Annotated in this window: 21 protein-coding genes and 1 pseudogene; 14 read left to right on the forward strand and 8 right to left on the reverse strand. The window is 72.1% G+C overall.

Going from position 1 to position 22,786, the window contains the following annotated elements; genetic code table 11:
• The first annotated feature begins 4 nt into the window (after positions 1 to 4).
• Positions 5 to 676 carry a PaaI family thioesterase gene (locus ACYU7L_RS05165; RefSeq protein ID WP_460794212.1) on the forward strand — a complete coding sequence of 224 codons (672 nt, stop codon included), beginning with the start codon at positions 5 to 7 and terminating at the stop codon, positions 674 to 676.
• Between the two features lie 275 nt (positions 677 to 951).
• Here the strand turns inward: ACYU7L_RS05165 and casG are convergent, their stop codons facing one another.
• Positions 952 to 2,592 carry a steroid-24-oyl-CoA synthetase gene (casG, locus tag ACYU7L_RS05170; protein ID WP_460794214.1) on the reverse strand — a complete coding sequence of 547 codons (1,641 nt, stop codon included), beginning with the start codon at positions 2,590 to 2,592 and terminating at the stop codon, positions 952 to 954.
• A gap of 128 nt (positions 2,593 to 2,720) precedes the next feature.
• Between casG and ACYU7L_RS05175 the strand changes: the two genes are divergently transcribed.
• Entirely contained in the window at positions 2,721 to 3,509 is a 789-nt protein-coding gene (locus ACYU7L_RS05175) for a class I SAM-dependent methyltransferase (RefSeq protein WP_460794215.1), read from the forward strand.
• Positions 3,510 to 3,558: 49 nt separating this feature from the next.
• Here ACYU7L_RS05175 and ACYU7L_RS05180 read toward each other — a convergent pair.
• The 3 genes and pseudogenes from ACYU7L_RS05180 to ACYU7L_RS05190 all read right to left on the reverse strand — a co-directional run.
• Positions 3,559 to 3,888 (reverse strand): annotated as a pseudogene (locus tag ACYU7L_RS05180) (GtrA family protein); the annotation flags it as partial.
• Entirely contained in the window at positions 3,885 to 4,829 is a 945-nt protein-coding gene (locus ACYU7L_RS05185; RefSeq protein ID WP_460794216.1) for an NAD-dependent epimerase/dehydratase family protein, read from the reverse strand. The gene ACYU7L_RS05185 and the pseudogene ACYU7L_RS05180, both read right to left, overlap by 4 nt.
• Positions 4,813 to 5,835, reverse strand: coding sequence for a glycosyltransferase (locus tag ACYU7L_RS05190; protein ID WP_460794217.1), 1,023 nt, complete (start codon positions 5,833 to 5,835; stop codon positions 4,813 to 4,815). Before ACYU7L_RS05190 ends, ACYU7L_RS05185 begins: the two co-directional genes overlap by 17 nt.
• A gap of 204 nt (positions 5,836 to 6,039) precedes the next feature.
• Between ACYU7L_RS05190 and ACYU7L_RS05195 the strand changes: the two genes are divergently transcribed.
• The 5 genes from ACYU7L_RS05195 to ACYU7L_RS05215 all read left to right on the forward strand — a co-directional run bounded on the left by ACYU7L_RS05195 (position 6,040) and on the right by ACYU7L_RS05215 (position 11,745).
• Complete coding sequence (locus ACYU7L_RS05195; protein ID WP_460794218.1) at positions 6,040 to 7,449, forward strand: ABC transporter substrate-binding protein; 1,410 nt, start codon at positions 6,040 to 6,042, stop codon at positions 7,447 to 7,449.
• Between the two features lie 108 nt (positions 7,450 to 7,557).
• On the forward strand, positions 7,558 to 9,870 hold the full coding sequence (locus tag ACYU7L_RS05200; protein ID WP_460794219.1) for a branched-chain amino acid ABC transporter permease: 2,313 nt from the start codon (positions 7,558 to 7,560) through the stop codon (positions 9,868 to 9,870).
• Positions 9,857 to 10,612 (forward strand): ABC transporter ATP-binding protein, encoded by a 756-nt coding sequence (locus ACYU7L_RS05205; RefSeq protein WP_460794220.1) that lies wholly within the window; start codon positions 9,857 to 9,859, stop codon positions 10,610 to 10,612. The genes ACYU7L_RS05200 and ACYU7L_RS05205 overlap by 14 nt, the downstream gene beginning before the upstream one ends.
• The gene (locus ACYU7L_RS05210) at positions 10,609 to 11,388 is read left to right on the forward strand and encodes an ABC transporter ATP-binding protein (protein WP_460794221.1); all 780 of its coding nucleotides are present in this window, start codon (positions 10,609 to 10,611) and stop codon (positions 11,386 to 11,388) included. The genes ACYU7L_RS05205 and ACYU7L_RS05210 overlap by 4 nt, the downstream gene beginning before the upstream one ends.
• A gap of 3 nt (positions 11,389 to 11,391) precedes the next feature.
• The gene (locus tag ACYU7L_RS05215; protein ID WP_460794222.1) at positions 11,392 to 11,745 is read left to right on the forward strand and encodes a hypothetical protein; all 354 of its coding nucleotides are present in this window, start codon (positions 11,392 to 11,394) and stop codon (positions 11,743 to 11,745) included.
• A 21-nt stretch (positions 11,746 to 11,766) separates the two neighbouring features.
• Here ACYU7L_RS05215 and ACYU7L_RS05220 read toward each other — a convergent pair whose 3' ends face one another.
• Together ACYU7L_RS05220 and ACYU7L_RS05225 are read right to left on the reverse strand one after the other, a co-directional pair.
• A complete protein-coding gene (locus ACYU7L_RS05220; RefSeq protein ID WP_460794223.1) occupies positions 11,767 to 12,378 on the reverse strand; it encodes a DedA family protein in 612 nt (203 codons plus the stop codon).
• Positions 12,375 to 12,971: a hypothetical protein gene (locus tag ACYU7L_RS05225; protein WP_460794225.1), complete on the reverse strand. Its 597-nt coding sequence runs from the start codon at positions 12,969 to 12,971 to the stop codon at positions 12,375 to 12,377. Before ACYU7L_RS05225 ends, ACYU7L_RS05220 begins: the two co-directional genes overlap by 4 nt.
• 48 nt (positions 12,972 to 13,019) lie before the next feature.
• On the opposite strand from ACYU7L_RS05225, the gene ACYU7L_RS05230 reads away from it, so the two are divergent.
• Positions 13,020 to 14,267 carry an NADH:flavin oxidoreductase gene (locus ACYU7L_RS05230; protein WP_460794226.1) on the forward strand — a complete coding sequence of 416 codons (1,248 nt, stop codon included), beginning with the start codon at positions 13,020 to 13,022 and terminating at the stop codon, positions 14,265 to 14,267.
• Between the two features lie 293 nt (positions 14,268 to 14,560).
• On the opposite strand, the gene ACYU7L_RS05235 is transcribed toward ACYU7L_RS05230, so the two are convergent.
• Together ACYU7L_RS05235 and ACYU7L_RS05240 are read right to left on the reverse strand one after the other, a co-directional pair.
• Entirely contained in the window at positions 14,561 to 16,183 is a 1,623-nt protein-coding gene (locus ACYU7L_RS05235; RefSeq protein WP_460794227.1) for an AMP-binding protein, read from the reverse strand.
• Entirely contained in the window at positions 16,180 to 16,794 is a 615-nt protein-coding gene (locus ACYU7L_RS05240) for a TetR/AcrR family transcriptional regulator (protein WP_460794228.1), read from the reverse strand. The genes ACYU7L_RS05235 and ACYU7L_RS05240 overlap by 4 nt, the downstream gene beginning before the upstream one ends.
• A 104-nt stretch (positions 16,795 to 16,898) precedes the next feature.
• Between ACYU7L_RS05240 and ACYU7L_RS05245 the strand changes: the two genes are divergently transcribed.
• Genes ACYU7L_RS05245 through ACYU7L_RS05270 form a run of 6 tightly spaced genes read left to right on the forward strand, consistent with a single transcriptional unit; the run spans position 16,899 to position 22,758 of the window.
• Positions 16,899 to 18,065, forward strand: a complete 1,167-nt coding sequence (locus ACYU7L_RS05245; RefSeq protein WP_460794229.1) for an acyl-CoA dehydrogenase family protein — start codon at positions 16,899 to 16,901, stop codon at positions 18,063 to 18,065.
• Positions 18,062 to 19,114, forward strand: coding sequence for a bifunctional MaoC family dehydratase N-terminal/OB-fold nucleic acid binding domain-containing protein (locus ACYU7L_RS05250; RefSeq protein ID WP_460794230.1), 1,053 nt, complete (start codon positions 18,062 to 18,064; stop codon positions 19,112 to 19,114). The genes ACYU7L_RS05245 and ACYU7L_RS05250 overlap by 4 nt, the downstream gene beginning before the upstream one ends.
• Entirely contained in the window at positions 19,114 to 20,232 is a 1,119-nt protein-coding gene (locus ACYU7L_RS05255; RefSeq protein WP_460794231.1) for an acyl-CoA dehydrogenase family protein, read from the forward strand. The genes ACYU7L_RS05250 and ACYU7L_RS05255 overlap by 1 nt, the downstream gene beginning before the upstream one ends.
• Positions 20,229 to 20,693 (forward strand): MaoC family dehydratase, encoded by a 465-nt coding sequence (locus ACYU7L_RS05260; protein ID WP_460794232.1) that lies wholly within the window; start codon positions 20,229 to 20,231, stop codon positions 20,691 to 20,693. Before ACYU7L_RS05255 ends, ACYU7L_RS05260 begins: the two co-directional genes overlap by 4 nt.
• Entirely contained in the window at positions 20,690 to 21,868 is a 1,179-nt protein-coding gene (locus ACYU7L_RS05265; RefSeq protein WP_460794234.1) for a lipid-transfer protein, read from the forward strand. Before ACYU7L_RS05260 ends, ACYU7L_RS05265 begins: the two co-directional genes overlap by 4 nt.
• Positions 21,865 to 22,758 (forward strand): MaoC/PaaZ C-terminal domain-containing protein, encoded by an 894-nt coding sequence (locus ACYU7L_RS05270; RefSeq protein WP_460794235.1) that lies wholly within the window; start codon positions 21,865 to 21,867, stop codon positions 22,756 to 22,758. Before ACYU7L_RS05265 ends, ACYU7L_RS05270 begins: the two co-directional genes overlap by 4 nt.
• Positions 22,759 to 22,786 lie beyond the last annotated feature (28 nt).

Raw genomic sequence — 22,786 nt, forward strand, 5'->3', positions numbered from 1 at the left:
CTCGATGAGCGAGCAGGTGGGTGACGGCGGTGGGCTCGTGCTGGGCGCTGGGCGGGTCCGGCCCACGCCCGAGCTCAGCGCTCAGCCGCAGAACGATGGAGTGGATGCCGCCGTTCAGGCCGCGCGCCGGGTGATCGCCTCGCTGCTCGGAGCGGGCGGCGGCACCGAGGCCGAGATGAGCCGGATCGCCGACCAGCTCCACGCCGTCGCCGACCACCTCGACGAGTGCGCGCCCGCGCGCGACGTACGCCTCGTCGACATGTGGGCCGGCGAGGGCGTCACCCGCCACGACCCCGTCACCGGCCCCGAGAACGCGCTCGCCCCGCCGCTGTCGCTGGTCGGCCAGGCGGATGGCTCGATCCGCGGGGTGGTGACGCTGGGGCTGCCTTACCAGGGACCGCCCGGCCACGTGCACGGCGGCGTCTCCGCGCTGCTGCTCGACCACACGCTCGGCGTCGCCAACGACTGGGCCGGCGACTCCGGGATGACCGGCACCCTGACGGTCCGCTACCACCGCCCCACGCCGCTCTTCGAGGAGCTGGTCGTCACCGGCCGCCAGGAGTCCGTCGAGGGTCGCAAGATCCGCACCGTCGGCACGATCACGACGGCCGACGGCCAGGTCTGCGTCAGCGCCGAAGGCCTGTTCATCAACAAGATGGTCGCCCGCCCGCGCTGAGCTCGGTGCCGGGATGCTGCACGGACCAACCTTGCGGCCGTCGTACCGCCGCCGGCACCGCGCACGACAGCGCACCCGCGGGCGGCACGGAGCAGGGTCGCCCCCTGGACCGCGCGCACAGGGGGGCGCCGGTCCCCGCCGTACGACGACAGCGCCGCGCCCGCCGTACGCCCCGGCCTATGTAACGCGGGGTTATCGTGCCTACCCCAGCGAAATATCGCTGTGGCAGGTCGCATAACCCCGCGTTACATGGGGGGTGAGGGGGCGCAGGCGGGTCAGGCCTCGACGGCCGTTCGGTTGACCTTGCCGGTGGCGTTGCGGGGGAGGGGGTCGGTGGTGACGCGCCAGTGGGCGGGGACCTTGAAGTAGGCCAGCTCCTCGGCGGCGTAGGCGCGCAGGGCGTCGACGTCGACCTCGCGGCCGGCCTTGGGGACGACGACCACCGCGACCTCCTGGCCCAGGTCGGGGTGCGGGACGCCCAGGACGAGGCACTCCTCGACGTCTGGGTGCTCGACCAGCACGCCCTCGATCTCGGCCGGGTAGACGTTCTCCCCGCCGCGGATGATCAGGTCGGAGCGGCGGCTGCTGAGCCGGACCCGGCCCTGGTCGAGCACGCCGATGTCGCCGGTGTGCAGCCAACGGTCCTCGCGGATCGCCTGCGCGGTGGCGTCGGGGTTCTCCCAGTAGCCGAGCATGTTGTAGGCGCTGCGCACGCAGATCTCGCCCTCCTCGCCCTCTGGCAGCGCGTGGCCGAGGTGGTCGCGCACCTCGACCTGCACGCCGATCGTCGGCCGGCCGAGCGTGCCGGGCGCCTCGGCGAGGTCCATCGGCGTCGCGACGGCGATGGAGGTGCACGACTCGGTCAGCCCATAGCTGTCGACCAGCGAGCTCGCGAACGGCAGCCCCTGGCGCAGCCGCTCCTTGAACGCCTCGGACGACGGCGCCGAGGCGAGCGCGAAGGCGCGCAGCGACGACAGGTCGTACGACGAGAGGTCGCCGTGCTCGAGCAGCCGGTTGGCCATCGTCGGCACCGCGCCCCAGTTCGTGACCCGCTCGGACTCGATCAGCCGGCAGACCTTGTCCACGTCGAAGCCGCCGAGGTGCAGCGCGATCTTGCTGCCGGTCGCCAGCCGGGGGATGGCGAGGTTGTGCAGGCTCGCGATGTGGAACAGCGGCAGCACCAGCAGGTAGGTGCGGTCCCGCGGGTCGGTCGGGTCGCCGAACGCGGCCTGGACCGCGTCCATCATCCGGTGATACTCGATCACCGAGCAGACGTTGCGGTGGGTGTGCACCGCGCCCTTGGGCTTGCCGGACGTGCCGGACGTGTAGAGGATCACCGCCGGGTCGTCCTCGGCGACGGAGGCGCTGGGCAGCTCCGCGTCCGGGTACGACGCGACCAGGCGCGGCACGTCGGTCTCGATGCTGATGACCGGCACCTCCACCTCCGTGAGCGAGGCCGCGCGCTTGGCGTCGGCGACGACGAGCACGGGCCGGGCGTTGTCGACGCCGTGGGCGAGCTCGCGAGCGGTCCACCACGCGTTGAAGCCGACGGAGACGGCACCGATGGACACCGTGGCCCAGAACGTCACGATCCAGTCGGCGGAGTTGGCTGCGGCGATCGCGACCCGGTCGCCCGGGCGCACGCCGTACTCCTCGCGCAGCGCAGCGGCCAGCGACGACACGCGGGCGGCGTGCTCGGCGAAGCTCAGGCTGGCCTCGCGGGTGGCGATGTAGGTGCGCTCGCCGTGGACGGCGGACTCGGCCAACACCTCGTGCAGGGCGCGGGCGCGGTTCTTGAAGACCGGCAGCCGGGCGCCGAGCACGTCGTCGGTGACCAGCTCGAACGGGCCGCCCGGGCCGGTGAGCCCGCCCATGACGGCGGCGGCCGCGGCGGCAGGGTCGACGCTGGTGGTCATCTCAGAACTCCTCGAAAGGCAGGGGGTCGGGGTGCTGGGGACGAGTGTGATCGTCGGCACCTCCCCCGGCCGGCGAGGTTCCAGTGACCGGGACGAGCGCGCGGCCCCCGGCCACTAGAGTCCCAGCCATGACAGCCCACAGCGTTCGCGGCGGGTCGGCCTCCATCGAGCAGTCCGACTACTGGTGGTACCGCGTGCGCTCGTCGCTGCTTCGGACCGTCCTCGAGCCCTATCTCCGCGGCTCGGAGCGGGTCCTCGACGTCGGCAGCGCCGACGGGCCGAGTGTCGGTTGGCTGCGGGGAGGCACTCAGCACGTCTCGCTGGACCTCGATCCGCGTGGTCTCGAGCCGGGTGCGGGCGTCTGCGGGTCCGCACTCTCGCTGCCCTTCCGCAGTGGCTCCTTCGACGTGGTCGGGGCCTTCGACGTCATCGAGCACTGCGACCCGGAGGGCGTCGCGGTGGCCGAGCTGACCCGCGTCCTCAAGCCCGGGGGGCACCTGTTCCTCACGGTCCCCGCCTATCAGTGGGCCTGGTCCGACTTCGACGAGGAGAACGGCCACTACCGCCGCTACACGCGGAGACGGGCCGTGGCGGCCCTGGAGAGCGCGGGGCTCGAGATCGAGCGGGCGACCTATGCGTTCGCCTCGACCCTCCCGCTCTTCGCCGCGGAGCGAGTGGCGCGCAAGGCGAAGCGCGCGCTGCGCGGCGCCGGCTCCACCCAGGCGGCGGACGTCGTCTCGCTCCCCCGCACCCCGCCGGTGCTCGACCGGATCCTCACGGGGCTCGGACGCCTCGACGACCGTCTCCTGGCCCGACGCGATCTCCCGTTCGGGTCGTCGATCGTGGTGGTGGCCCGCCGCCCGCTGGACCAGCCTCCGGCTCGCTCCACGGCACCCGCGGGCGGCGGAACGAGATGAGCTTGTGCCCGAAGAACGACACCATCACGACGATCCCGAGCGCGAGGACCTGAGCGAGCAGGACCGGCACGCCGAGCCCCTCCACCAGCGTCGGCAGCAGCACCGAGTTGAGAGCCAGCGCGGCGACCTGCACCCCGACGTAGCGAACGAAGTCGCGTGCGAGCTGACCGCGGACGTCGAAGACCAGACGGCGGTGCAGCACGAAGCCGATCACCGTGCCGATCGCGTAGGCGACGACCAGCGCGCCCAGGTAGTGCAGCACGTCGCCGGCCAGCGCGTAGAGGACCACGAAGCTGCCGAGCCCCACCGCCGTGTTGAACCCGCCCACGAGCAGGAACAGCACGGCCGGGCGACGCAGCAGGCCGAGGAGCCTGGTCATGCGGGCCTGCGCAGCTCGGCGGAGATGTGCTGGTACGTCGCGTGGATGCCGGCCGGCAGGGGGGTGCGGGCCAGCCGGTCGACCTCCGGAAGCACGACGGAGCGGAAGCGCAGGTGCGTGGCCTGCAGACGCGACTGCGGTGTCGCGCCGAGCACGATCGGCGTTCGTCGGTTGGTGAGCCGGCGAAGCTCGCCGATCACCGCGGCCAGAGCGGTGGCCCGGCCGGACGCGATGATCTTGACGACCGTGCCGCCGCTGACCTCCACCATGCGCATCGCCGCGAGCACCATCTGCGCTGCGTCGTCGACGTAGATGTAGTCGCGGGCGGTGTCGAGCGGGACGTAGAGCATCAGGGGACGGCGCAGCAGCTGGGACCGGCACAGTTGGGAGATCAGGCCCTGGGCCTTGCGCAGGTCCTGGCCGGGGCCGTAGAGGTTGGCGATCCTGCCGATCAGCAGCGGGGTCCCGGTGCGCTCCGCGAAGCGGGTGAGGACCCCCTCGGCCGCGAGCTTGGCCTCGCCGTACGGCGCGAGCGGACGCGGCCGGGTGGCCTCCGTGAACGGCGGATCGGCCGACCCGGCATAGACGCCGCCCGCCGACGAGGCCAGGAAGAACGAGAGCGACGTCTGCGGCTGCTCGGCGAGGAGGGAGGCGAGCCGGTCGACGAAGGAGGCGATGACCTCCACCTCCGCGGCGAGGGCGGCGGGACCCGTCCCGACCACTCCGGCCCCTGCGCACCACAGGACCCGCACCCGCGGGTGTGCCCTCAGCAGGAGCGCGGCCTCCGCGCCCAGCACCTCGCCCACGGCCGCGGGGTCCTCCCACGGGAGCATGGTCGTGTGCACCGGGAGCGCAGCATGCTCGGCCTGGCGGACCGCGGCACTGCCGAGGAGCCCACCACTGCCGATGACCCAGGTGAGAGGACTAGCCGGTGACGTCATGGCGAGCCCGTCGGCCGAGCGGGCCGGTGGCAGGGTCGCTGCAGATGAGGTACGGCGGGCGGCCCATCGCCATGCTCACGGCGACGCCGACGTACTCGGCGATCACGCCCAGCGCGAAGAGCACGCACCCCGAGCACAGCAGCGTGATCACCATCAGGGAGGTCCAGCCCTGCACGCTCGACCCGCCGTTGAGGCGGTCGACGACGAGCCCCAGCGCGAGCAGCACCCCCAGGGCGGCGACGGCGACGCCCAGGATGCTGACCATGCGCAGCGCGCGCGTGCCGCTGGTGAGCACCATCCTCCAGAAGTGCGACAGCAGCGCCCGCGGGTGATAGCCCGACTGGCGTTCGCCCTCGTCGCGCAAGGTCACCGGCGCAGTCACGGGACTGTCCGTCACCCAGCTCAGCGCCACGTCGAGGTAGACGCCCTGACCCGCATAGGCGGCGACGCTGCGTCCGACCTCCCCGAGGATCAGCCGATAGCTGTGGAAGACCGAGGCGTCCGCGCCACCGCTGAGCACGTTGACCAGCCGCTTGGACGCGCGGGAGGTCACTCGACGGAAGGTGGGGTGGGGGGACTGGTTGATCGGGGCGGCGTAGACCAGCGGTGCCTGGTGCCGCAGCGCGGCGTCCAGCAGGGACCCGAGGTCGGCGGGGTCGTGCTGCCCGTCCTCGTCGAGGGTCACGATCCACTCGCCGCGGCTCGAGGCGATGCCGGCCAGGGTGGCCGCGTGCTGGCCGTAGTTGCGGCTCAGCCAGACCGGCTGGATCCAGGGGTGGGAGGCGGCCAGGTCGCGGATGACCTGGTCCGAGGCGTCCGGTCCGCGGTCGTGCACGAGCAGGGCCTCGACGACGCGGTAGACGTGCCCGTCCTCGGTGGTCTGCGGACGGGTGAGCAGCTCGATCTCGCGGACCAGGTCGCTCAGGTGGCGCTCGCCCCGATAGACGGGGACGACGACCGAGACGGAGTGCTCCGCCGGAGGCTCGGGATCCGCTGCGGCGCTCACGGGACCCGACTATAGACAGCGGGCGACGCTCCCGGCGCCGTACTCGACCGACCGGTGTGCGGTCGACCCGAGGCCGCCCTGGCTAACAGGTGATCTAGAGGGCTGTACCGGCGCTCCCGCTCAGCGGGAACGGCGAGCGCGCGTGGTGTGGGTCACACCAATGATGTGCCCGTCCCCCGGCACAGTGACAAGGAGAGCTACCAGATGAGACACACCCGGAGCGCCAAGGTGGCCGCCGTCGCCATGGCCCTTGCACTCGCCGCGAGCGCCTGCGGATCCGACCGTTCCGACGAGGACGCGGGCGGCTCGTCGAACACGGCCCCTGCGGCCGACATCAAGGAGGGGTTCTTCGGGGACCTGGAGTCGCCCTGCGGCGACGGTGACGCCTCGGGCTCCACCGACCAGGGCGTGACCGACGACGCGATCACCATCGGCTACGGCGACGACCGCGGCTTCAGCGCCCGCCCCGGCCTGCTGCAGGAGATGGGCGACGCGATGACCGCGATGATCGCGTGGTGCAACGCCCAGGGCGGCATCAACGGTCGCGAGATCAAGGGCAACCAGTACGACGCGGCGTACATGAACGCCGCCAGCGTCATGCAGCAGGCCTGCAAGACCGACTTCATGATGGTCGGCCAGGGCTTCGCCAACGACATCGCCGCCGAGCCCTACCGCGTGGAGTGCAACCTGCCGAGCGTGCCGGGCTTCGCCATCGGCCCCGCCGTCTCGATGGGCCCGATGAAGTACGAGCCCGTCCCCTTCCCCGTCGACCGCTACAACGGGGCGATGCTGGAGACCATCGGCGAGCAGCACCCCGAGTTCCTCGACAACATGGACTTCGTCCGCAGCACCTCGCCGGCCGTCACCCAGGGTCTGGTCAAGGTGGAGGCCGCGCTGGCAGACATGGGCACCACGCCCAAGGACTGCGGCGTCACCATCGCCTCCGAGGGCGAGCCGAGCTATGTGCCGTTCGCCGAGAAGTTCAAGGAGTGCGACGTCGAGGCCATCTGGGTCACCGACACCCCGGACGCGCGGCTCTTCAGCTTCATGGAGGCCCTGGACCGCGTGGGCGCCGACCCGCTCGTGGTCGGTGAGTCGACCTGGTACTCCGAGGTCGTCTCGGGATGGAACGCCAAGTCCGGCGCCGGCGACAACGTCGTGGTGGGCCTGCAGTTCCAGCCGTTCGAGAACGCCGACGTCGTCCCCGCGGTCGCGCAGTACATGGACCTGATGAAGGACTCCGGCGGCAAGCGCTCGCTGCTCGGCATGCAGGCCACCTCGGCCTTCCTGCTCTGGGCCACGGCGGCCAAGGAGTGCGGCTCCGACCTGACCCGTCAGTGCATGGTCGACACGCTCTCGCAGATCCACGAGTGGGACGGCGGCGGGCTGCACGCCCCTGCCGACCCCGGCGCCAACGAGACGATGAGCTGCACGGTCGTGATGGAGCTCGAGGGCGGCAACTGGGAGCAGACCTCGCCGAAGGAGAAGGGCGAGTTCAACTGCGACGAGGGCTTCGTCATGGAGACCGACAAGTCCACCTGGGGCATCGAGCTCAATGAGGACCGTCTCGCGACGGACTTCCTCACCGACGACATGATCGTGCCGTCCGTCTGATCCTGTCCCACCAGCCGGCCCGTCACCGGCACAACAGATGGTCCGTGACCGGTCGTCCCTCGGGACGGCCGGTCACGGACAGCCCGACCTCCCTGTGAGAGGCGCCGCATGACCACCTTTATGACCTTCACGATCCTGGGCCTCGTCCTGGGCTCGGTCTATGCCATCGCGGCCTCGGGGCTCGTGCTGACCTACAACACCTCCGGCATCTTCAACTTCGCGCACGGCGCGCAGGCGATGATCGGGGCGTTCCTCTTCTGGCAGCTGCGCTACGGGTGGGAGCTGCCCACGCTGGTCTCGGTCGTCATCGTGCTGGGACTGGTCGGACCGTTGATGGGCTTCGGCCTGCACTGGGTGATCATGCGAGGCCTGCGAGACACGGCCGAGGTCACCAAGATCGTCGTGACCGTCGCCGTGCTGCTCGGCTTCGTCTCGCTGTCGCACTGGCTATGGTCGCCCGACGAGGCGCGGGTCCTGGACATGTTCTTCGGAGCGACGGCCGAGATCCGGATGGGCGACGTGGTCGTCAGCTATCACGAGATCCTCTGCATCGTCGCGGCGATCGTCATCGCGATCGGCCTGCGGATGCTCTTCACCCGCTCGAGGACGGGCGTGGTCATGCGTGCCGTCGTCGACGACCCCGACCTGCTGCGCCTCAACGGCCACGACCCCGACCGGATCGCCGGGCTGTCCTGGGCGCTGGGCTCCACGCTCGCCGTGCTCGCCGGCATCCTGATCACCCCGGTCGGCGGCGGCGCCCTGTCGGCCGACGCGCTGACCCTGCTGGTCATCGACGCCTTCGCCGCCGCCATGTTCGGGCGGCTGCGCTCGATCCCGCGCACCTTCGTCGGAGCGATGGTCCTGGGCCTGAGCGGCACCTATCTCGTGGCCTACGCCCCGACCGAGCCGTGGGTCAACAACCTGCGCGTCGCCCTGCCGATGATCATCCTGTTCGTCGTGCTCGTCCTGCTGCCCCAGGACCGGCTGCGCAGCGCGGCCGTCCGCACCCGCGAGCGCTATCGAGCGCCCTCGGTGCGCCAGGCGGCGGTGTGGGGCGTCGTGCTGGTCGTCGTCGTCCTGGCCGTGCGCCAGCTGATCGACTCCTCGTCGGTCGGCGGCCTGCTGACCGGGCTCGCCTTCGCGGTGATCGCCCTGTCCCTGACCCTGCTCACCGGGTATGCCGGCGAGATCAACCTGGCGCCGGTCTCCCTGGGCGCGGTGTCGACGATCGTCGCCTTCCACTTCGGCATGTCGGGGGAGGGGCTCGAGACGAGGATGTCCATCGGCGGGCTGGTCCTCGGGGTGCTGGCCGCGACCGTCGTCGGCGCGCTGGTGGCGCTGCCGGCGCTGCGGCTGCGCGGGCTCTACCTCGCCCTCGCCACGATGGCCTTCGGGGTCTTCGTCTCGACGATGGTGCTGCGCGACACCACCGAGCACGAGCTCTTCGGCAGGACGTTCACGGTGTTCCCCAACGGGATGCTGGTCGTGCCGGCCCTGAAGGTCGGCCCCCTCGACCTCAACGACCAGGACGTCGCGCTGGTGGTCTATGCCTCGGTCTTCTCGGTGCTCGCGGTCGGCGTGGTGGCGCTGCGCAACAGCGGCTACGGCCGCCGACTCGCCGCGATGAAGGACAGCCCGGCCGCGGCCGCGATGCTCGGGCAGCGCCTGGTCTGGCTCAAGCTCAGCGTCTTCACGATCTCCTCGGCGATCGCCGGCCTGGGCGGCGTGATGATGTCGATGGCGCTCACCACGGTCTCCTCGGACACCTTCCTGATCACGATCAGCCTGTCGGTCGTGATGCTCACGGTGGTCGGCGGCATCGGTTACGTCAGCGGCGCGCTCTTCGGCGGACTGATGGCCGGTCTCGGGTTCACGCTCACCGGAGGCGCCTTCAACGACCTCTCGATCAGCTATCCCGACTACGAGGCGACGTTCTCGCTGGCCTCGCACCTGATCATGGTCGGCATCGCCCTGGTCGGGATCGGGGTGGCCAAGAACCCCTCCGGCTTCGTGCACGACATCTTCCACGGCTATCGCCGCGCGCTGCCGGCCCGCCCGGTGCTGTACGGCGCGCTGGCGGTGCAGGTGGTGCTCTACGGCGTGGCCTACGCCGACGTGATCAACACGTGGCTCTTCTCGGTCCTCAGCCTCGTGCTCTGGGGGGCCTACCCCGCCCTGGCGGAGCGGTTCATGCCCCGGGCCGTGCTCACCCCCGCCGAGCTGGAGGAGCACCAGGCGCCGCCGATGGAGCTCGTCGGCATCGACACGCCGTACCCCGAGGGCATGGCCGCGTCCCTGGACCGCTCGCTGGGCCTGCCGCCCCGGGCCCGCGTGGTGCTCGCCAGCCACGAGCTGCACCCGGAGCACGGCCCGCACCCGCTCGACCCCGCCCGCGAGGAGATCAGCCATGTCCCCGTCTGAGTCCCCCTCCGGGGCACTGCTCTCCACCGAGGGCGTCAGCGTCCGCTTCGGTGGCAACACCGCCGTCGACGACGTCAGCATCGGCGTCTTCCCCGGCGTGGTCACCGGGCTGATCGGGCCCAACGGCGCCGGCAAGACGACGCTGTTCAACACGATGACCGGCATGCAGAAGCCGGCCGCCGGCCGGGTGCTGCTGGAGGGTCGCGACATCACCCGGCTCTCGCCCGGCCGCCGGGCCAGGATGGGGATGGCACGCACGTTCCAGCGCCTCGAGCTCTTCCTCTCGCTCTCGGTGCGCGACAACGTCCGGGTCGCCGGCGACATCGTGCGCTCCAGCCACGGACGGCGCATCGACGTCGACGCCGAGACCGACCGGGTGCTGGCGCTGACCGGTCTCACCGACATCGCCCACCTCGACGTCTCCGACATCCCCACCGGGCGGGCCCGCGTGGTCGAGGTCGCGCGGGCGCTGATGACCGGGCCGCGCGTGCTCCTGCTCGACGAGCCGGCCTCGGGACAGACCGAGCAGGAGACCGAGGAGTTCAAGGCGATGCTGCGCAGCCTCGCCGCCGACGGTCTCGCGATCTGCCTGGTCGAGCACGACCTCCCGCTGGTGATGAGCCTGTGCACGACCATCCACGTCCTCGACCAGGGTCGGCTGATCGCCTCCGGCACGCCCGCGGACGTGCAGGCCTCGCCCGCCGTGATCGAGGCCTACATCGGATCGGAGGCGGTGGCATGACCGAGCCCGTGTCCCCAGCGGTGTCCCCGGCGGTGTCTCCGGCCGGGCGCCACAGCGCAGTGGCCGTCGCGCCGACGCCGGAGCCCGTCCTCGAGCTGGCCGGCGTCCGTGCGGCGTACGGCGCGATCGAGGTGCTGCACGGCGTCGACCTCCAGGTCGCCGCGGGGTCGGTCGTCGCGATCCTCGGTCCGAACGGGGGTGGCAAGACCACCACGATGCGGATCTGCTCCGGACTGATGGCCCCCACCGGTGGCGAGCTGCGCGTGGCCGGTCGCCGGATGAACGGGATGGCCGCCGAGCAGGCGGCCCGGCTCGGCATCTGCTCGATCCCCGAGGGCCGCGGCGTGTTCCCCAACCTGACCGTGCGCGAGAACCTCTGGCTGGCCACCGGCACCGGGGCCTCGCGCCGCCAGATCGAGGAGGCGGCCTTCTCGCGCTTCCCCAAGCTCGCCGACCGCGGCAGCCAGCTCGCCGGCTCGATGTCCGGCGGCGAGCAGCAGATGCTCGCGCTGTCGCGGGCGCTGGGCACCGATCCGGCCGTGCTGCTCCTCGACGAGCTGTCGATGGGGCTCGCGCCGATGATCGTCTCGCAGATGTACGACACCGTCGGCGCGCTGGTCGAGGAGGGGATCTCGATCCTCGTCGCCGAGCAGTTCGCGCGCGTCGTACTCCCCATCGCCGACACGGCCGCGCTGATGATCGGCGGCCGCGTCGTGAAGGTCGGCGCCCCCGCCGAGATCGAGAACGAACTCTCCACCACCTACCTGGGAGGCTGACCCATGATCACCGAAGAGCGCCGCACCGAGTTCCACGACGACGTCGCCCGCCTGAAGCTGAAGTCCGACGGCTCCAAGTCGGACAAGCCGCTGCGGGTGATCGGCATCCTGCTGATGGTCGGCGGGGTGATCGGCGCGTTCGTCGCCTATCAGGCTTCGCTGTCGCAGGACGACACCCGCGACATCACCTCCGGCGTCATCCTCGCGGTCTTCTGCCTCGCGCTCAGCGTCGTCGGGTCCGCGCTGTACGTCGCGGCGGCCGTCGCCGGGACGCTGCGGCTGTGGCTGCTGCGTCAGCTCGTGGAGGGCGAGGACCGCACCGAGCGGCTCGTCACCGCGCTGCGCGAGCGCGGCTGAGGCCGCGCTGTCGGTACGCCGTCAGTCGTGGCGGTGGCGGCGGCGCCACCTGCGGACCACGAACCAGGCGACGACGAGGGCGATCAGCACGTAGGCGACGTTGGAGACGTCGCCCAGTCGGCCCTCGACCAGGTGCCACCGTGCGCCGAGCTCATAGCCGGCGCCGATCAGGACCGCGTTCCAGAGCAGGCTGCCGGCCGTGGTGTAGCCGGCGAACTGCAGCAGCGGCATCCGGTTGACCCCGGCCGGGATCGAGATCAGGCTGCGCACCCCCGGGACGAGCCGCCCGACGAAGACGGCGGAGCGGCCGTGCCGGTCGAACCAGTCGATCGAGCGCTCCACGTCGCGGGCGTGCAGCAGCGGCACCCGCTCGGCGATCGTCTCCAACCGCCGCACCCCCAGCATCGCGCCGGCGTAGTAGAGCACCAGCGCGCCGATCAGTGAGCCGGCCGTCGCCCACGCGATCGCGGAGACCAGGCCGTAGTGCCCCAGGCTCGCGGTGTAGCCGGCCAGTGGCAGGACCGCCTCCGAGGGCACCGGCGGGAACACCGTCTCGACGGCGGTCGCCACCCCCACGCCGGGGGCGCCGACGGTCCGCATCAGCCGGACCAGCCAGTCGAGGATCCAGCTCACGGGCGGCCCTCGGCGGCGTCGGTGGTCCCGGCGTCCCCGGCGGCCGGGCCGTGCAGGCGGCGCAGCTGACGGTGGCGGTGGGCGAACAACCGCGGCACGAACCAGCGCAGCACCAAGCCGTGCAGCGGCGTACGCGGGATGAACGCCACCCGGTCGACGAGTCGACAGGTCGTGGCCCCGGTCGGCTCGACGATGCGCTCGTGCTGCCACAGCGAGGCGCTCAGCATGCGCGACTGCTCCAGGAAGCGGCGCCCGGGCTCGAGCTCGGTGAGGGCGAGGTCGTCGTAGTCGATGGGGACCACGCCGCCCAGGAGCAGCCAGGAGCGGAACAGCCGTCGGCCCGGCTGCACCTGCTCGGGCAGCCGGCGCTGGTCGGCCGGCGCGGTCATCCGCAGCCAGGGGCGCAGCTCGGCGGTGATGCCCGAGAAGTCGGTCGCGGCGGCCCAGACCTCCGCGGCCGGCCGCGCGAGGTGGGAGACGAGCTCGATCCGGTCCCGCGGGGCGGGCGGCGGTGCCGGGTGCATGATCTCCTCGCTGCCGGGGACGACGTCTGGTGGTGATGGTGCCAGGGCGTCCCACATGATCCCGGTCATCGGGACGCTGCCGCGGCGGCCCCGGACGCGTTCACATACCGTCGGAAGGTGACCTCCACCACTTCCGGCGCGCCCGCGGCTCCCGCTCCCGACGTACTCGCCCCTGCGACGCTGGGCCCGCTCACCCTGCGCAACCGGGTGATCAAGGCGGCGACCTACGAGGGGCTGAGCCACAAGGGCCTGGTGACGCAGGACCTGGTGGACTTCCACGCCGCGTACGCCGAGGGCGGGGTCGGCATGTCGACCGTCGCCTACTGCGCGGTCGCCCCCGAGGGCCGCACCGACCGCCACCAGCTGCTGTGGAACGACGAGTCCGCGCCCGGCATGCGCCGGCTGACCGACGCGATCCACGCCCACGGCGCCGCCGCGTCCGCGCAGATCGGACACGCCGGCCCGGTCGCCGGAGCCAAGGCCAACCGGCTGCCCGCCATCGCGCCGAGCCGGTCGATGTCGCTGGTGACGCAGAGCATCACCCGCGAGGCCACCGTCGCCGACATCGAGCGCGTCATCGAGGCGCACGCCGACGCCGCCCGCCGCGCGATCGAGGTCGGCTTCGACGCCGTCGAGGTGCACCTCGGGCACAACTACCTCCCCAGCTCCTTCCTCAGCCCGGCGATCAACAAGCGCAAGGACCAGTACGGCGGCTCGCTGGAGAACCGCGCGCGATTCCCGCGGGCGATCCTGCGCGCCGTACGCGACGCGGTCGGCGACAAGATCGCGATCATCACCAAGATGAACATGGACGACGGCTACCCCGGCGGCTTCTGGCTCGACGAGGCGATCCCGGTGGCGCAGTGGATCGAGGCCGACGGCAGCGTCGACGCCCTCGAGATGACGGCGGGCTCGTCGCTGAAGAACCCGATGTACCTCTTCAAGGGCGAGGCGCCCCTGGACGAGTTCGCCGCCGTGATGCCGCCGCCGGTGCGACTCGGCGTCAAGGTCATCGGCAAGCGGCTGATCAAGGCCTACCCTTACCGCGACGCCTACCTGCTCGAGGACGCCCGCCAGATCCGCGACGCGGTGAAGCTGCCGATGATCCTGCTCGGCGGCATCACCGACAAGGCCTCGATGGACCTCGCGATGAACGAGGGCTTCCAGTTCGTCGCGATGGCGCGCTCGCTGCTGCGCGAGCCCGACCTGGTCAACCGGATCCAGAAGGACCACGCCAAGGCGTCGCTGTGCATCCACTGCAACAAGTGCATGCCGACGAACTTCACCGGCACCCGCTGTGTGCTCGTCGACCGCGACACCACCCGCAGCGCCAGCTGGGGCAAGCCGGAGGGGTATGTGTCGTAGGGGGCTGGCGGTTTCCCCGGTCGACCGGGGAACGCTGATGTTGTCGGCCGAAGCTTCGCCCGACAACATCAGCGATTGACACCGTCAACCACCTCGGGGGTCACACGGAGCGCATCCGCCTCGTTGGTGCCGCAGTCGCCCCCGCTGCTCGGCGTGCGCCCCTGCTCGGCGTGCGGTCGTGTGCCCGAGGGTGCGCTGGGACGCGTCACGGGGCACACGACGCGTCGATGCCCCGCGCACTTCGCGACGGGTCACGCGCACTTCGCGACGGGTCACGCGAATCTTCTGACGGGTCAGCGGTAGGTGTGGGTGCCGGTGCGCTCGTAGACCTGCTCGCCAGTCGTCGTCGTGCTGACCGCTCGCTTGAGGAGCTTGTTGCTGGCGGTACGCGGCATCTCGTCGACGACGCGGACGAAGCGCGGGGCCCACTTGGTGCCGAGGTCGGGCTGGGCGGCGAGGAAGTCGCCGAACGCCTCGGGGTCGAAGACCGCGCCGGGCGTCATCTCGACGACGGCGAGGACCTGGTCGCCCACGGTCTCGTCCGGTACGGCGAGCACGGCGACGGCCGCGAACCCCGGGAAGCGGCCGAGCAGGCGCTCGACGGGGGCGGCGGCGATGTTCTCCCCGTCGACGCGCAGCCAGTCGCCGTTGCGTCCGGCGAAGTAGAACCAGCCGTCCTCGTCGCGATAGGCCAGGTCGCCCGACCAGATCCAGCCGTCGCGGGTCCGGCTCGCCTCGGCCTCGGGGTTCTTCCAGTAGCCCTCGAAGAGCGGCACGCCGACGGTGTTCACGATCTCGCCGGTCGCCTCCTCGCCGTTGAGCAGCCGCCCGGCGGCGTCGAAGCGCGCCGGCGGGCACTCGAGCCCCGTCGCCGGGTCGACCACGATCGTCCCCTCCGGTGCGTGGCCCAGCGACCCCGGCGGCGTGCCCGGCAGCCGCTGGATGATGATCTCGCCCTCGCTGGAGCCGAACGAGTCGATCACCCGGCAGCCGAAGCGGCGCGAGAACTCCGCGATGTCGCGCTCGTTGGCCTCGTTGCCGAAGCAGATCCGCAGCGTGTTGTCGGCGTCGTCGGGCCGCTCGGGCTGCGCGAGCACGTAGTTCAGCGGCTTGCCGACGTAGTTGAAGAACGTCACCCCGTGCCGGCGCACGTCGGGCAGGAACCCGGACGCGGAGAACCGCCGCCGCAGCACCAGCGTCCCGCCCGTGCAGACCGCCGGGGCGACGCCGGCCATGATCGCGTTGGAGTGGAACATCGGCATCACGACGTAGAACACGTCGTCGCCGGTCAGCTCGCGTCGCTCGACCTGCTGCTGCGCGATCCGTCCCATCCGCCCCTGTGTGCAGATCACCGCCTTGGGCGCCGACGTGGTGCCGGAGGTGAAGATCAGCGACAGGATCGTGTCTGGGGAGACCTCGCGCGACGCGTACGGCGCGGCGCCCGCCAGCGCCTCGTCGTACGACGAGGAGCCGACGCGCAGCACCCGCTCCTCCCCAAGGGAGGGCCCCAGTGACGGGCCGAGGGAGACGCCCTCGAGCAGCGGCGCCCGGGCCTCGTCGACGACCAGCAGCTGGCACTCGGTGAACGTCACGTCACGGGCCAGCTCGGCGCCGCGCCGGGTGGGGTTGAGCCCGACGACCGTCATCCCCGAGAGCGCGGCGGCGAGCCACCAGAAGAGGTGCTCGGGGGTGTTCTCACAGAAGAGCCCGACGTGCCACGGCTCGCCCTCGCGGCCCGATGAGCGGACCAGTGACGACGCCAGTCCTGCCCGCAGCCGCGCCTCGGCGACGACCTCGCGCCAGGTCCAGGACTGGCCCTCGAAGTGCAGCGCGACGGAGTCGTCCTCGGCGCGGGCCTCGACCAGCGCACCGAACGTCACGGCCTCCAAAGAGACCGGGCCGACGGAGGGCGTCATCGCGCACCTCCCGGCAGCAGCCGGTGCACGGCGTCGTCGAGCAGCGCGGTCACCTCGTCGACCGGGCGCCCGGCGGCCACGCCGATCATCGCGCCGAGGAAGAGCGTGCTGAGGATCCGGGCAGCCGCCTCGAGGTCCTCGTCCGTGTGGCCGGCGGTGTCGCCCGCGCGGAGGGTGTCGCCGATCCAGGTGGCCCGCTCGGGACCGAAGCCCACCTGGGTGTCCGACTCGAGCAGCGCCGGCGCGCTCGCGACGTACGCGCGATAGAGCGCCTGGTAGAGCAGCGGCTTGTCGGCGGCCTCGCGCATGATCCGGGCGAAGACCGCGCTCAGCCGGTCGGCGGGGGAGTCGCCGCGCGGCCGGCGCTGGCGCACGCCCTCGGAGGAGCGCTGGCCCAGTGACATCAAGGCCTCGGTGAGGATCTGGTCCTTGGAGCTCACGTGCTGGTAGGCGGTCGGCACCGAGACGCCCGCGCGCGCGGCCACCGGCCGGATCGCCACCGCGTCGTAGCCGCCCTCGCTCGCCAGCTCGATGGCGGCGGCGATCAGCTTGTCGCGGGTGGCCGCCCGGGCGGGGGAGAGCACGTGCTGGACGACGCGGGAACCTTCCATGCGCGACAGCCTACCGGCGCCATAGACGGATGAATAGACGCGTGGTTAACATGTGTCTACTGCGTCGGCCGTCGAGCCGTCGACCCCCCGAACAGGAGTCACCCGTGGACCTTCGCGAGACACCGGAGCAGCAGGCGCTGCGCAAGGAGCTGCGCGCCTACTTCGCCGCGCTCCTCCCCGACGACGAACGACGCGCGGTCGGCGAGCAGGGCGCCGGCGGCCCCCGCTTCCGCGAGGTCGTCAAGATGCTCGGCCGCGACGGCTGGCTGGGCGTCGGCTGGCCGGTCGAGTACGGCGGGCGCGGGCTGACCGCCGAGGAGCAGTTCATCTTCTACGACGAGGTCCAGCGCGCCGGCGTGCCGTTCCCGCTCGTCACGATCAACACCGTCGGACCCACGCTGATGGCGTTCGGCACCGAGGAGCAGAAGGCGAAGTACCTGCCCGGCATGCTCACCGGCGACATCGTCTTCGCGATCGGCTACACCGAGCCCGACGCCGGCACCGACCTCGCCGCGCTCTCCACCCGCGCCGTGCAGGAGGGGGCGAGCGGCGACTTCGTCGTCGACGGCAACAAGATCTTCACCACCGGCGGCAACACCGCCGACTACGTCTGGCTCGCCTGCCGCACCGACCCCGAGGCCCCCAAGCACAAGGGCATCTCGATCCTGATCGTGCCGTGCGATGACCCGGGCTACACCTGGAGCCCGATCAAGGCTGTCGGCGGGATGAGCGTCACCGCGACCTACTACTCCGGCATCCGCGTGCCCGCCAGCGAGGTCGTCGGCGAGGTGAACGGCGGCTGGGGCCTGATCACCGCGCAGCTCAACCACGAGCGGGTCGCGCTCGCCGCGCTCGGCGGCCGGATGATCCAGCTCTGGGAGACCGTCCTCGACTGGGCGAAGACCAACGGCACCATCGAGCAGCCCTGGGTGCAGACCGAGATGGCGCGCACCTACGCCAAGCTCGAGGCGATGCGGCTGATGAACTGGAAGATGACCGCCGAGGTCAAGGAGGGCACGCTCACCGGCGCCACCGCCGGCGCCGCCAAGACCTACGGCACGGAGACCCACATCGACGTCCAGCGCACGCTCACCCAGGTGCTCGGCGCGGCGGGGCGGATCCGTCCCGGCTCGCCCGCGGCCGCGATCCACGGCCAGGTCGAGCAGCTCTCCCGCCAGGGCATCGTCAACACCTTCGGCGGCGGGGTCAACGAGGTCCTGCGCGACATGATCGCCACCCAGGGGCTCAAGATGCCGCGGAGCAAGCGATGAGCGCGCCCGAGACCCAGGGCACGACCGCGACCGACACGTCGTACGACGAGCGGCTGATGGCCTTCGTCGGGCGCCGGCTCAGCGAGGCCAAGCCCGCCCAGGACCCGGTCAACGTCGCGATGATCCGGCACTGGGTGGAGGCGATGGAGCTCTCCAGCCCGGTCCACCTCGATCCCGACGCCGCTCGCGCAACGGGCCGCGAGGATGTCGTCGCGCCGGCCTCGATGGCGCAGGCGTGGGTGATGCGCGGGTACGCCGCGACCGTGCGCCCGGCTGCCTCGACTGGGGCTGCCGGCGCCTTCCAGGAGCTCGTCGACCTGCTCGCCGAGGGCGGCTACACCTCGGTCGTGGCGACCGACTCCGACTTCGAGTTCGTCCGTGAGCTCGTGCCCGGCGACCACGTCAGCTCAGACGAGGTCGTCGAGGCGATCTCTCCGGAGAAGAGGACCGGGCTCGGCACCGGGCGATTCGTCACCACGCTGAAGACCTACCGCGACGCCGACGGCGAGGTCGTCGCGACGCAGCGGTGGCGGACGCTGCGGTTCAAGCCTGCGGTCTCGACGGGCTCGACCAGCGAGAGGGTCTCGACAGGCTCGACCGACGAGGGACGCGCGCTGCGGCCGCGGCCGGCGGTCAACCTCGACAACCAGTTCTGGTTCGAGGCGGCCAAGGAGCACCGGCTGGTCATCCAGCGCTGCGCCTCCTGCGAGACCCTGCGCCACCCGCCCGGCCCGGGCTGCCCGCACTGCGGGTCCTTCGAGTGGGACACCGTCGAGGCGTCCGGCGCGGCCACGCTCTACAGCTGGATCGTCGCGCACCACCCCAAGCACCCGGCGTTCGACTATCCGCAGCTGATCGCGGTCGTCGAGCTCGCCGAGGGCACAAGGCTGATCACGAACCTCGTCGAGTGCGCGGGCGACGACCTCGAGATCGGCATGGCGCTGGAGCTGCAGTGGCTCGACGCCGACCCCGAGCTGACCCTGCCGGTCTTCCGCCCCGCCGCTGGCGCGGGCACCCTTCCTAAGACCGCCGAGACCCAGGAGCACTGATGGACTTCCACCTCGACGAGGACCTCCAGGCCGTCCAGGGTCTGGCCCGCGACGTCTTCACCGACAAGGCGACCACCGACCGGGTCCGCGAGATCGAGACCACCGAGACCCGCCTCGACGACGCGCTGTGGGCCGACCTGGCCCGCACCGGCCTGCTCGGCATCGCGCTCCCCGAGGAGCACGGCGGCGCCGGCCTCGGCCCGGCCGCGCTCGCGGTGGTGCTCGAGGAGCAGGGCCGCTGCGTCGCCCCGGTCCCGCTGTGGAGCGCCGGAGTCGGCGCGCTCGCGATCGCCGAGCACGGCACCGACGCCCAGCGCGCCGCGCTGCTGCCCGGCGCTGCCGACGGCTCGCTGCGGATCACGCTCGCGCTGGAGGAGTACGACGGCGCCGCGCCGGCCGCTCCCCGCACCCGCGCCACCCGGGCGGACGATGGCGACGGCTGGACGCTCACCGGCGTCAAGGCCGTCGTCCCCTCGCCGCAGGGCGCCAGCCACGTGCTGGTCTCGGCGACCACCGACGCCGGCCCCGGCCTGTTCCTGGTGGAGACCGACGCCCTCGCCTGGGAGCTGAGCGCGGTCACCACCCACGACCTCGCCGGTGAGCTCACCCTCGACGGCGTCCGGGCCCAGGCCGTCGGCGAGCCCGGCGGACCGGCGCTCACCACCGTGCTGCGCCACGCCGTCGTCGCGCTGGCGGCGGTCCAGGTCGGCGTCGCCTCGGGCGCGCTGGCCCTCGCCGCGTCGTACCTCTCCGAGCGCGAGCAGTTCGGCCGCCCGCTCGGCACCTTCCAGGCGCTGCAGCACCAGCTCGCCGACTGCTGGATCGACATCGACGCCATGCGCGTCACGCTCTGGCAGGCGCTCAGCGACCTCGAGGACGACCCGACCGGGCCCGCCGCCGCGCGCTCCTCGCTGGTCGCGTCGTGGTGGTGCGACCAGGGCGGGCTCGACGTCGTGCACCGGGTGCAGCACGTGCACGGCGGCATCGGCGTCGACGTGGACTACCCGGTGCACCGCTTCTTCCTGTGGGGCAAGCAGCTCTCCTCGACCCTCGGCGGCGCGGCCGCCACGCTGGCCGACCTGGGCGGCGTCCTCACCACCCAGGAGGTCCGCTCGTGACGACCCCGGCCCCCACAGTCCTGCCTCCCACGCGTACGGCGAGCGGGGTCGCCGTCGGCGACACGCTCCCGGAGCTGGCGATCCCCATCACCCGGACGCTGATCGTGGCGACGGCGATCGCGAGCCGCGACTACCAGGACGTCCACCACGACCCGGCGCTCGCCGTGGAGCGTGGCTCCAAGGACATCTTCATGAACATCCTGACCAGCAACGGCCTCACCGAGCGCTACGTCGCCGAGTGGGCCGGGCCGGCCGCGGTCGTGAAGCGGATCAAGATCCGGCTGGGGGCGCCCAACTACCCCGGCGACACGATGACGTTCACCGGCTCGGTCACCGCGGTGGACGGCGACCGCGTCGAGGTCGCCGTACGCGGTGACAACGCGCTCGGCACCCACGTCGGCGGCACGGTCGTCGTCGAGCTGCCCTCCGCTGATCCCGCCACGCAGGGGAGCGACGCATGAGCATGCCGATCTCCGGCGCCACCGCGATCGCGGGCATCGGCGCCACCGAGTTCTCGAAGGAGTCCGGCCGCAGCGAGCTGCAGCTGGCCTGCGAGGCCGTCCAGGCCGCCCTGACCGACGCCGGCATCGCGCCGTCGGAGGTCGACGGCATGATCACGTTCACCGCCGAGTCCAGCTCGGAGAACCACGTCGCCCGCAACGTCGGCATCGGCGACCTCAGCTGGTTCTCCCGGGTCGGGCACGGCGGCGGCGCGGCGTGCGGCACCGTCGCGCAGGCTGCGGCCGCCATCCACAGCGGACTCGCGGAGGTCGTCGTCTGCTGGCGCGCCTTCAACGAGCGCTCCGGCGAGCGCTACGGGCTGGGCCAGGCCAACCGGCCGATGGACACCAACGCCGACCGCGCGGCGTACTCCTGGATGACGCCGTACGGCCTCTCCACCCCGGCTCAGTGGGTCGCGATGTTCGCGCGCCGCTACATGCACGAGTATGGCGCCACGTCGGAGGACTTCGGCCGCGTCGCCGTCGTCGACCGCAAGCACGCGGCGACCAACCCCAAGGCGTGGTTCCACGGCCGGCCGATCACGCTCGAGGAGCACCAGGCCTCGCGCTGGATCGCCGAGCCGCTGCACCTGCTCGACTGCTGCCAGGAGACCGACGGCGGCCAGGCGATCGTGGTCGTCTCGGCCGAGCGGGCCCGCGACCTCGCGCAGGCGCCGGTCATGGTTCGTGCCGCGGCGCAGGGCCAGGCGAAGGACCAGCACATGATGACGTCCTATTACCGCCCCACGATCTCCGGGCTGCCCGAGATGGGCGTGGTCGCGCAGCAGCTGTGGCGCCAGAGCGGGCTCACCCCGCAGGACATGGACGCGGGGGTCATCTACGACCACTTCACGCCGTTCGTGCTGCCGCAGCTGGAGGAGCTCGGCTTCTGCGGACGCGGCGAGGCCCGCGACTTCATCGCCGACGGCCACCTCGAGCTCGACGGCTCGCTGCCGTTCAACACCCACGGCGGCCAGCTCGGCGAGGCCTACCTGCACGGCATGAACGGGATCGCCGAGGCGGTCCGGCTGGTGCGCGGGGAGTCCGTCAACCAGCCCGGCGACGTCGGCAACGTCGTCGTCACCGCCGGCACCGGCGTGCCGACCAGCGGCCTCGTGCTCGGGGCCGACCGATGAGCAGCCTGGATCCGACGACGAGCCTGGATCCGACGAGCCTGGATCCGACGAGCCTGGGAGGGCAGATGGAGAACGCCGGCGAGTGGGTCGGGAAGGTCCTCGGCGAGCAGACGCACGCGTACGACGAGCGCGACGCGATGCTCTACGCGCTCGCCGTCGGGGCGGCTGCCGACGACCTCGACCTGGTCTTCGAGGAGCGGCTTCGGGTGCTGCCGACCTTCGCGCTGACGCTGGCCCAGTGGGCGCCGGACGCGCTCGGGTCGGCGGGGGCCTTCGACACCTCCACCGCGGTGCACGGCTCGCAGCGCCTCGAGGTGCTCAAGCCGCTGCCGCGCTCGGGCGAGGTCGCGATGAAGGCGTCGGTCTCCGCTGTGTGGGACAAGGGCTCGGCGGCGATCTTCGAGGTAGCTGTGGAGAGCGACTACTCGGTCGCGACGTGGGCGATCTTCGCGCCCGGCTGCGGCGGGTTCGGCGGCGACCGGGGACCGTCGGCGCCGCCCGCTCCCGAGGGGGAGGCGACGGCGCGGCTCGCCGTACCCACCGCGCTCAACCAGGCCGCCCTCTATCGCCTGCTCGGCGACCGGCACCACATGCACGTCGACCCGGAGGCCGCGCGGGCCGCCGGCCAGCCGCGGCCGTTCCTGCACGGTCTGGCGACGCTGGCCACGGTCACGCTGCCGTTGGCGCGCGCGGCCGGCGCCCACCCCGCCGACCTGGTCTCGCTCGACGGCCGCTTCGGCGCCCCCGTCTTCCCCGGCGACACCCTCGAGGTGGACGCCTGGGTGACGGGCGGAGCCGACGCGGGAGGGGCTGCGGGCGCTGAGGCGCGCTTCGAGGCCACCGCCGACGGCCGTCCCGCGCTCAAGGGCGGCAGGGCACACTTCTCCTGACCGCCGAGTCGGCGCATCTTCACCGCCG

It is taken from the genome of Nocardioides pacificus (assembly GCF_054775955.1).

Bases quoted from the DNA above. Each gene is read 5' to 3' on its own strand.
- ACYU7L_RS05165 (WP_460794212.1), top strand. From the start codon at position 5: ATGAGCGAGCAGGTGGGTGACGGCGGTGGGCTCGTGCTGGGCGCTGGG.
- casG (WP_460794214.1), bottom strand. From the start codon at position 2,592: ATGACCACCAGCGTCGACCCTGCCGCCGCGGCCGCCGCCGTCATGGGC.
- ACYU7L_RS05175 (WP_460794215.1), top strand. From the start codon at position 2,721: ATGACAGCCCACAGCGTTCGCGGCGGGTCGGCCTCCATCGAGCAGTCC.
- ACYU7L_RS05185 (WP_460794216.1), bottom strand. From the start codon at position 4,829: ATGACGTCACCGGCTAGTCCTCTCACCTGGGTCATCGGCAGTGGTGGG.
- ACYU7L_RS05195 (WP_460794218.1), top strand. From the start codon at position 6,040: ATGAGACACACCCGGAGCGCCAAGGTGGCCGCCGTCGCCATGGCCCTT.
- ACYU7L_RS05200 (WP_460794219.1), top strand. From the start codon at position 7,558: ATGACCACCTTTATGACCTTCACGATCCTGGGCCTCGTCCTGGGCTCG.
- ACYU7L_RS05205 (WP_460794220.1), top strand. From the start codon at position 9,857: ATGTCCCCGTCTGAGTCCCCCTCCGGGGCACTGCTCTCCACCGAGGGC.
- ACYU7L_RS05210 (WP_460794221.1), top strand. From the start codon at position 10,609: ATGACCGAGCCCGTGTCCCCAGCGGTGTCCCCGGCGGTGTCTCCGGCC.
- ACYU7L_RS05215 (WP_460794222.1), top strand. From the start codon at position 11,392: ATGATCACCGAAGAGCGCCGCACCGAGTTCCACGACGACGTCGCCCGC.
- ACYU7L_RS05225 (WP_460794225.1), bottom strand. From the start codon at position 12,971: ATGACCGGGATCATGTGGGACGCCCTGGCACCATCACCACCAGACGTC.
- ACYU7L_RS05235 (WP_460794227.1), bottom strand. From the start codon at position 16,183: ATGACGCCCTCCGTCGGCCCGGTCTCTTTGGAGGCCGTGACGTTCGGT.
- ACYU7L_RS05240 (WP_460794228.1), bottom strand. From the start codon at position 16,794: ATGGAAGGTTCCCGCGTCGTCCAGCACGTGCTCTCCCCCGCCCGGGCG.
- ACYU7L_RS05250 (WP_460794230.1), top strand. From the start codon at position 18,062: ATGAGCGCGCCCGAGACCCAGGGCACGACCGCGACCGACACGTCGTAC.
- ACYU7L_RS05255 (WP_460794231.1), top strand. From the start codon at position 19,114: ATGGACTTCCACCTCGACGAGGACCTCCAGGCCGTCCAGGGTCTGGCC.
- ACYU7L_RS05265 (WP_460794234.1), top strand. From the start codon at position 20,690: ATGAGCATGCCGATCTCCGGCGCCACCGCGATCGCGGGCATCGGCGCC.
- ACYU7L_RS05270 (WP_460794235.1), top strand. From the start codon at position 21,865: ATGAGCAGCCTGGATCCGACGACGAGCCTGGATCCGACGAGCCTGGAT.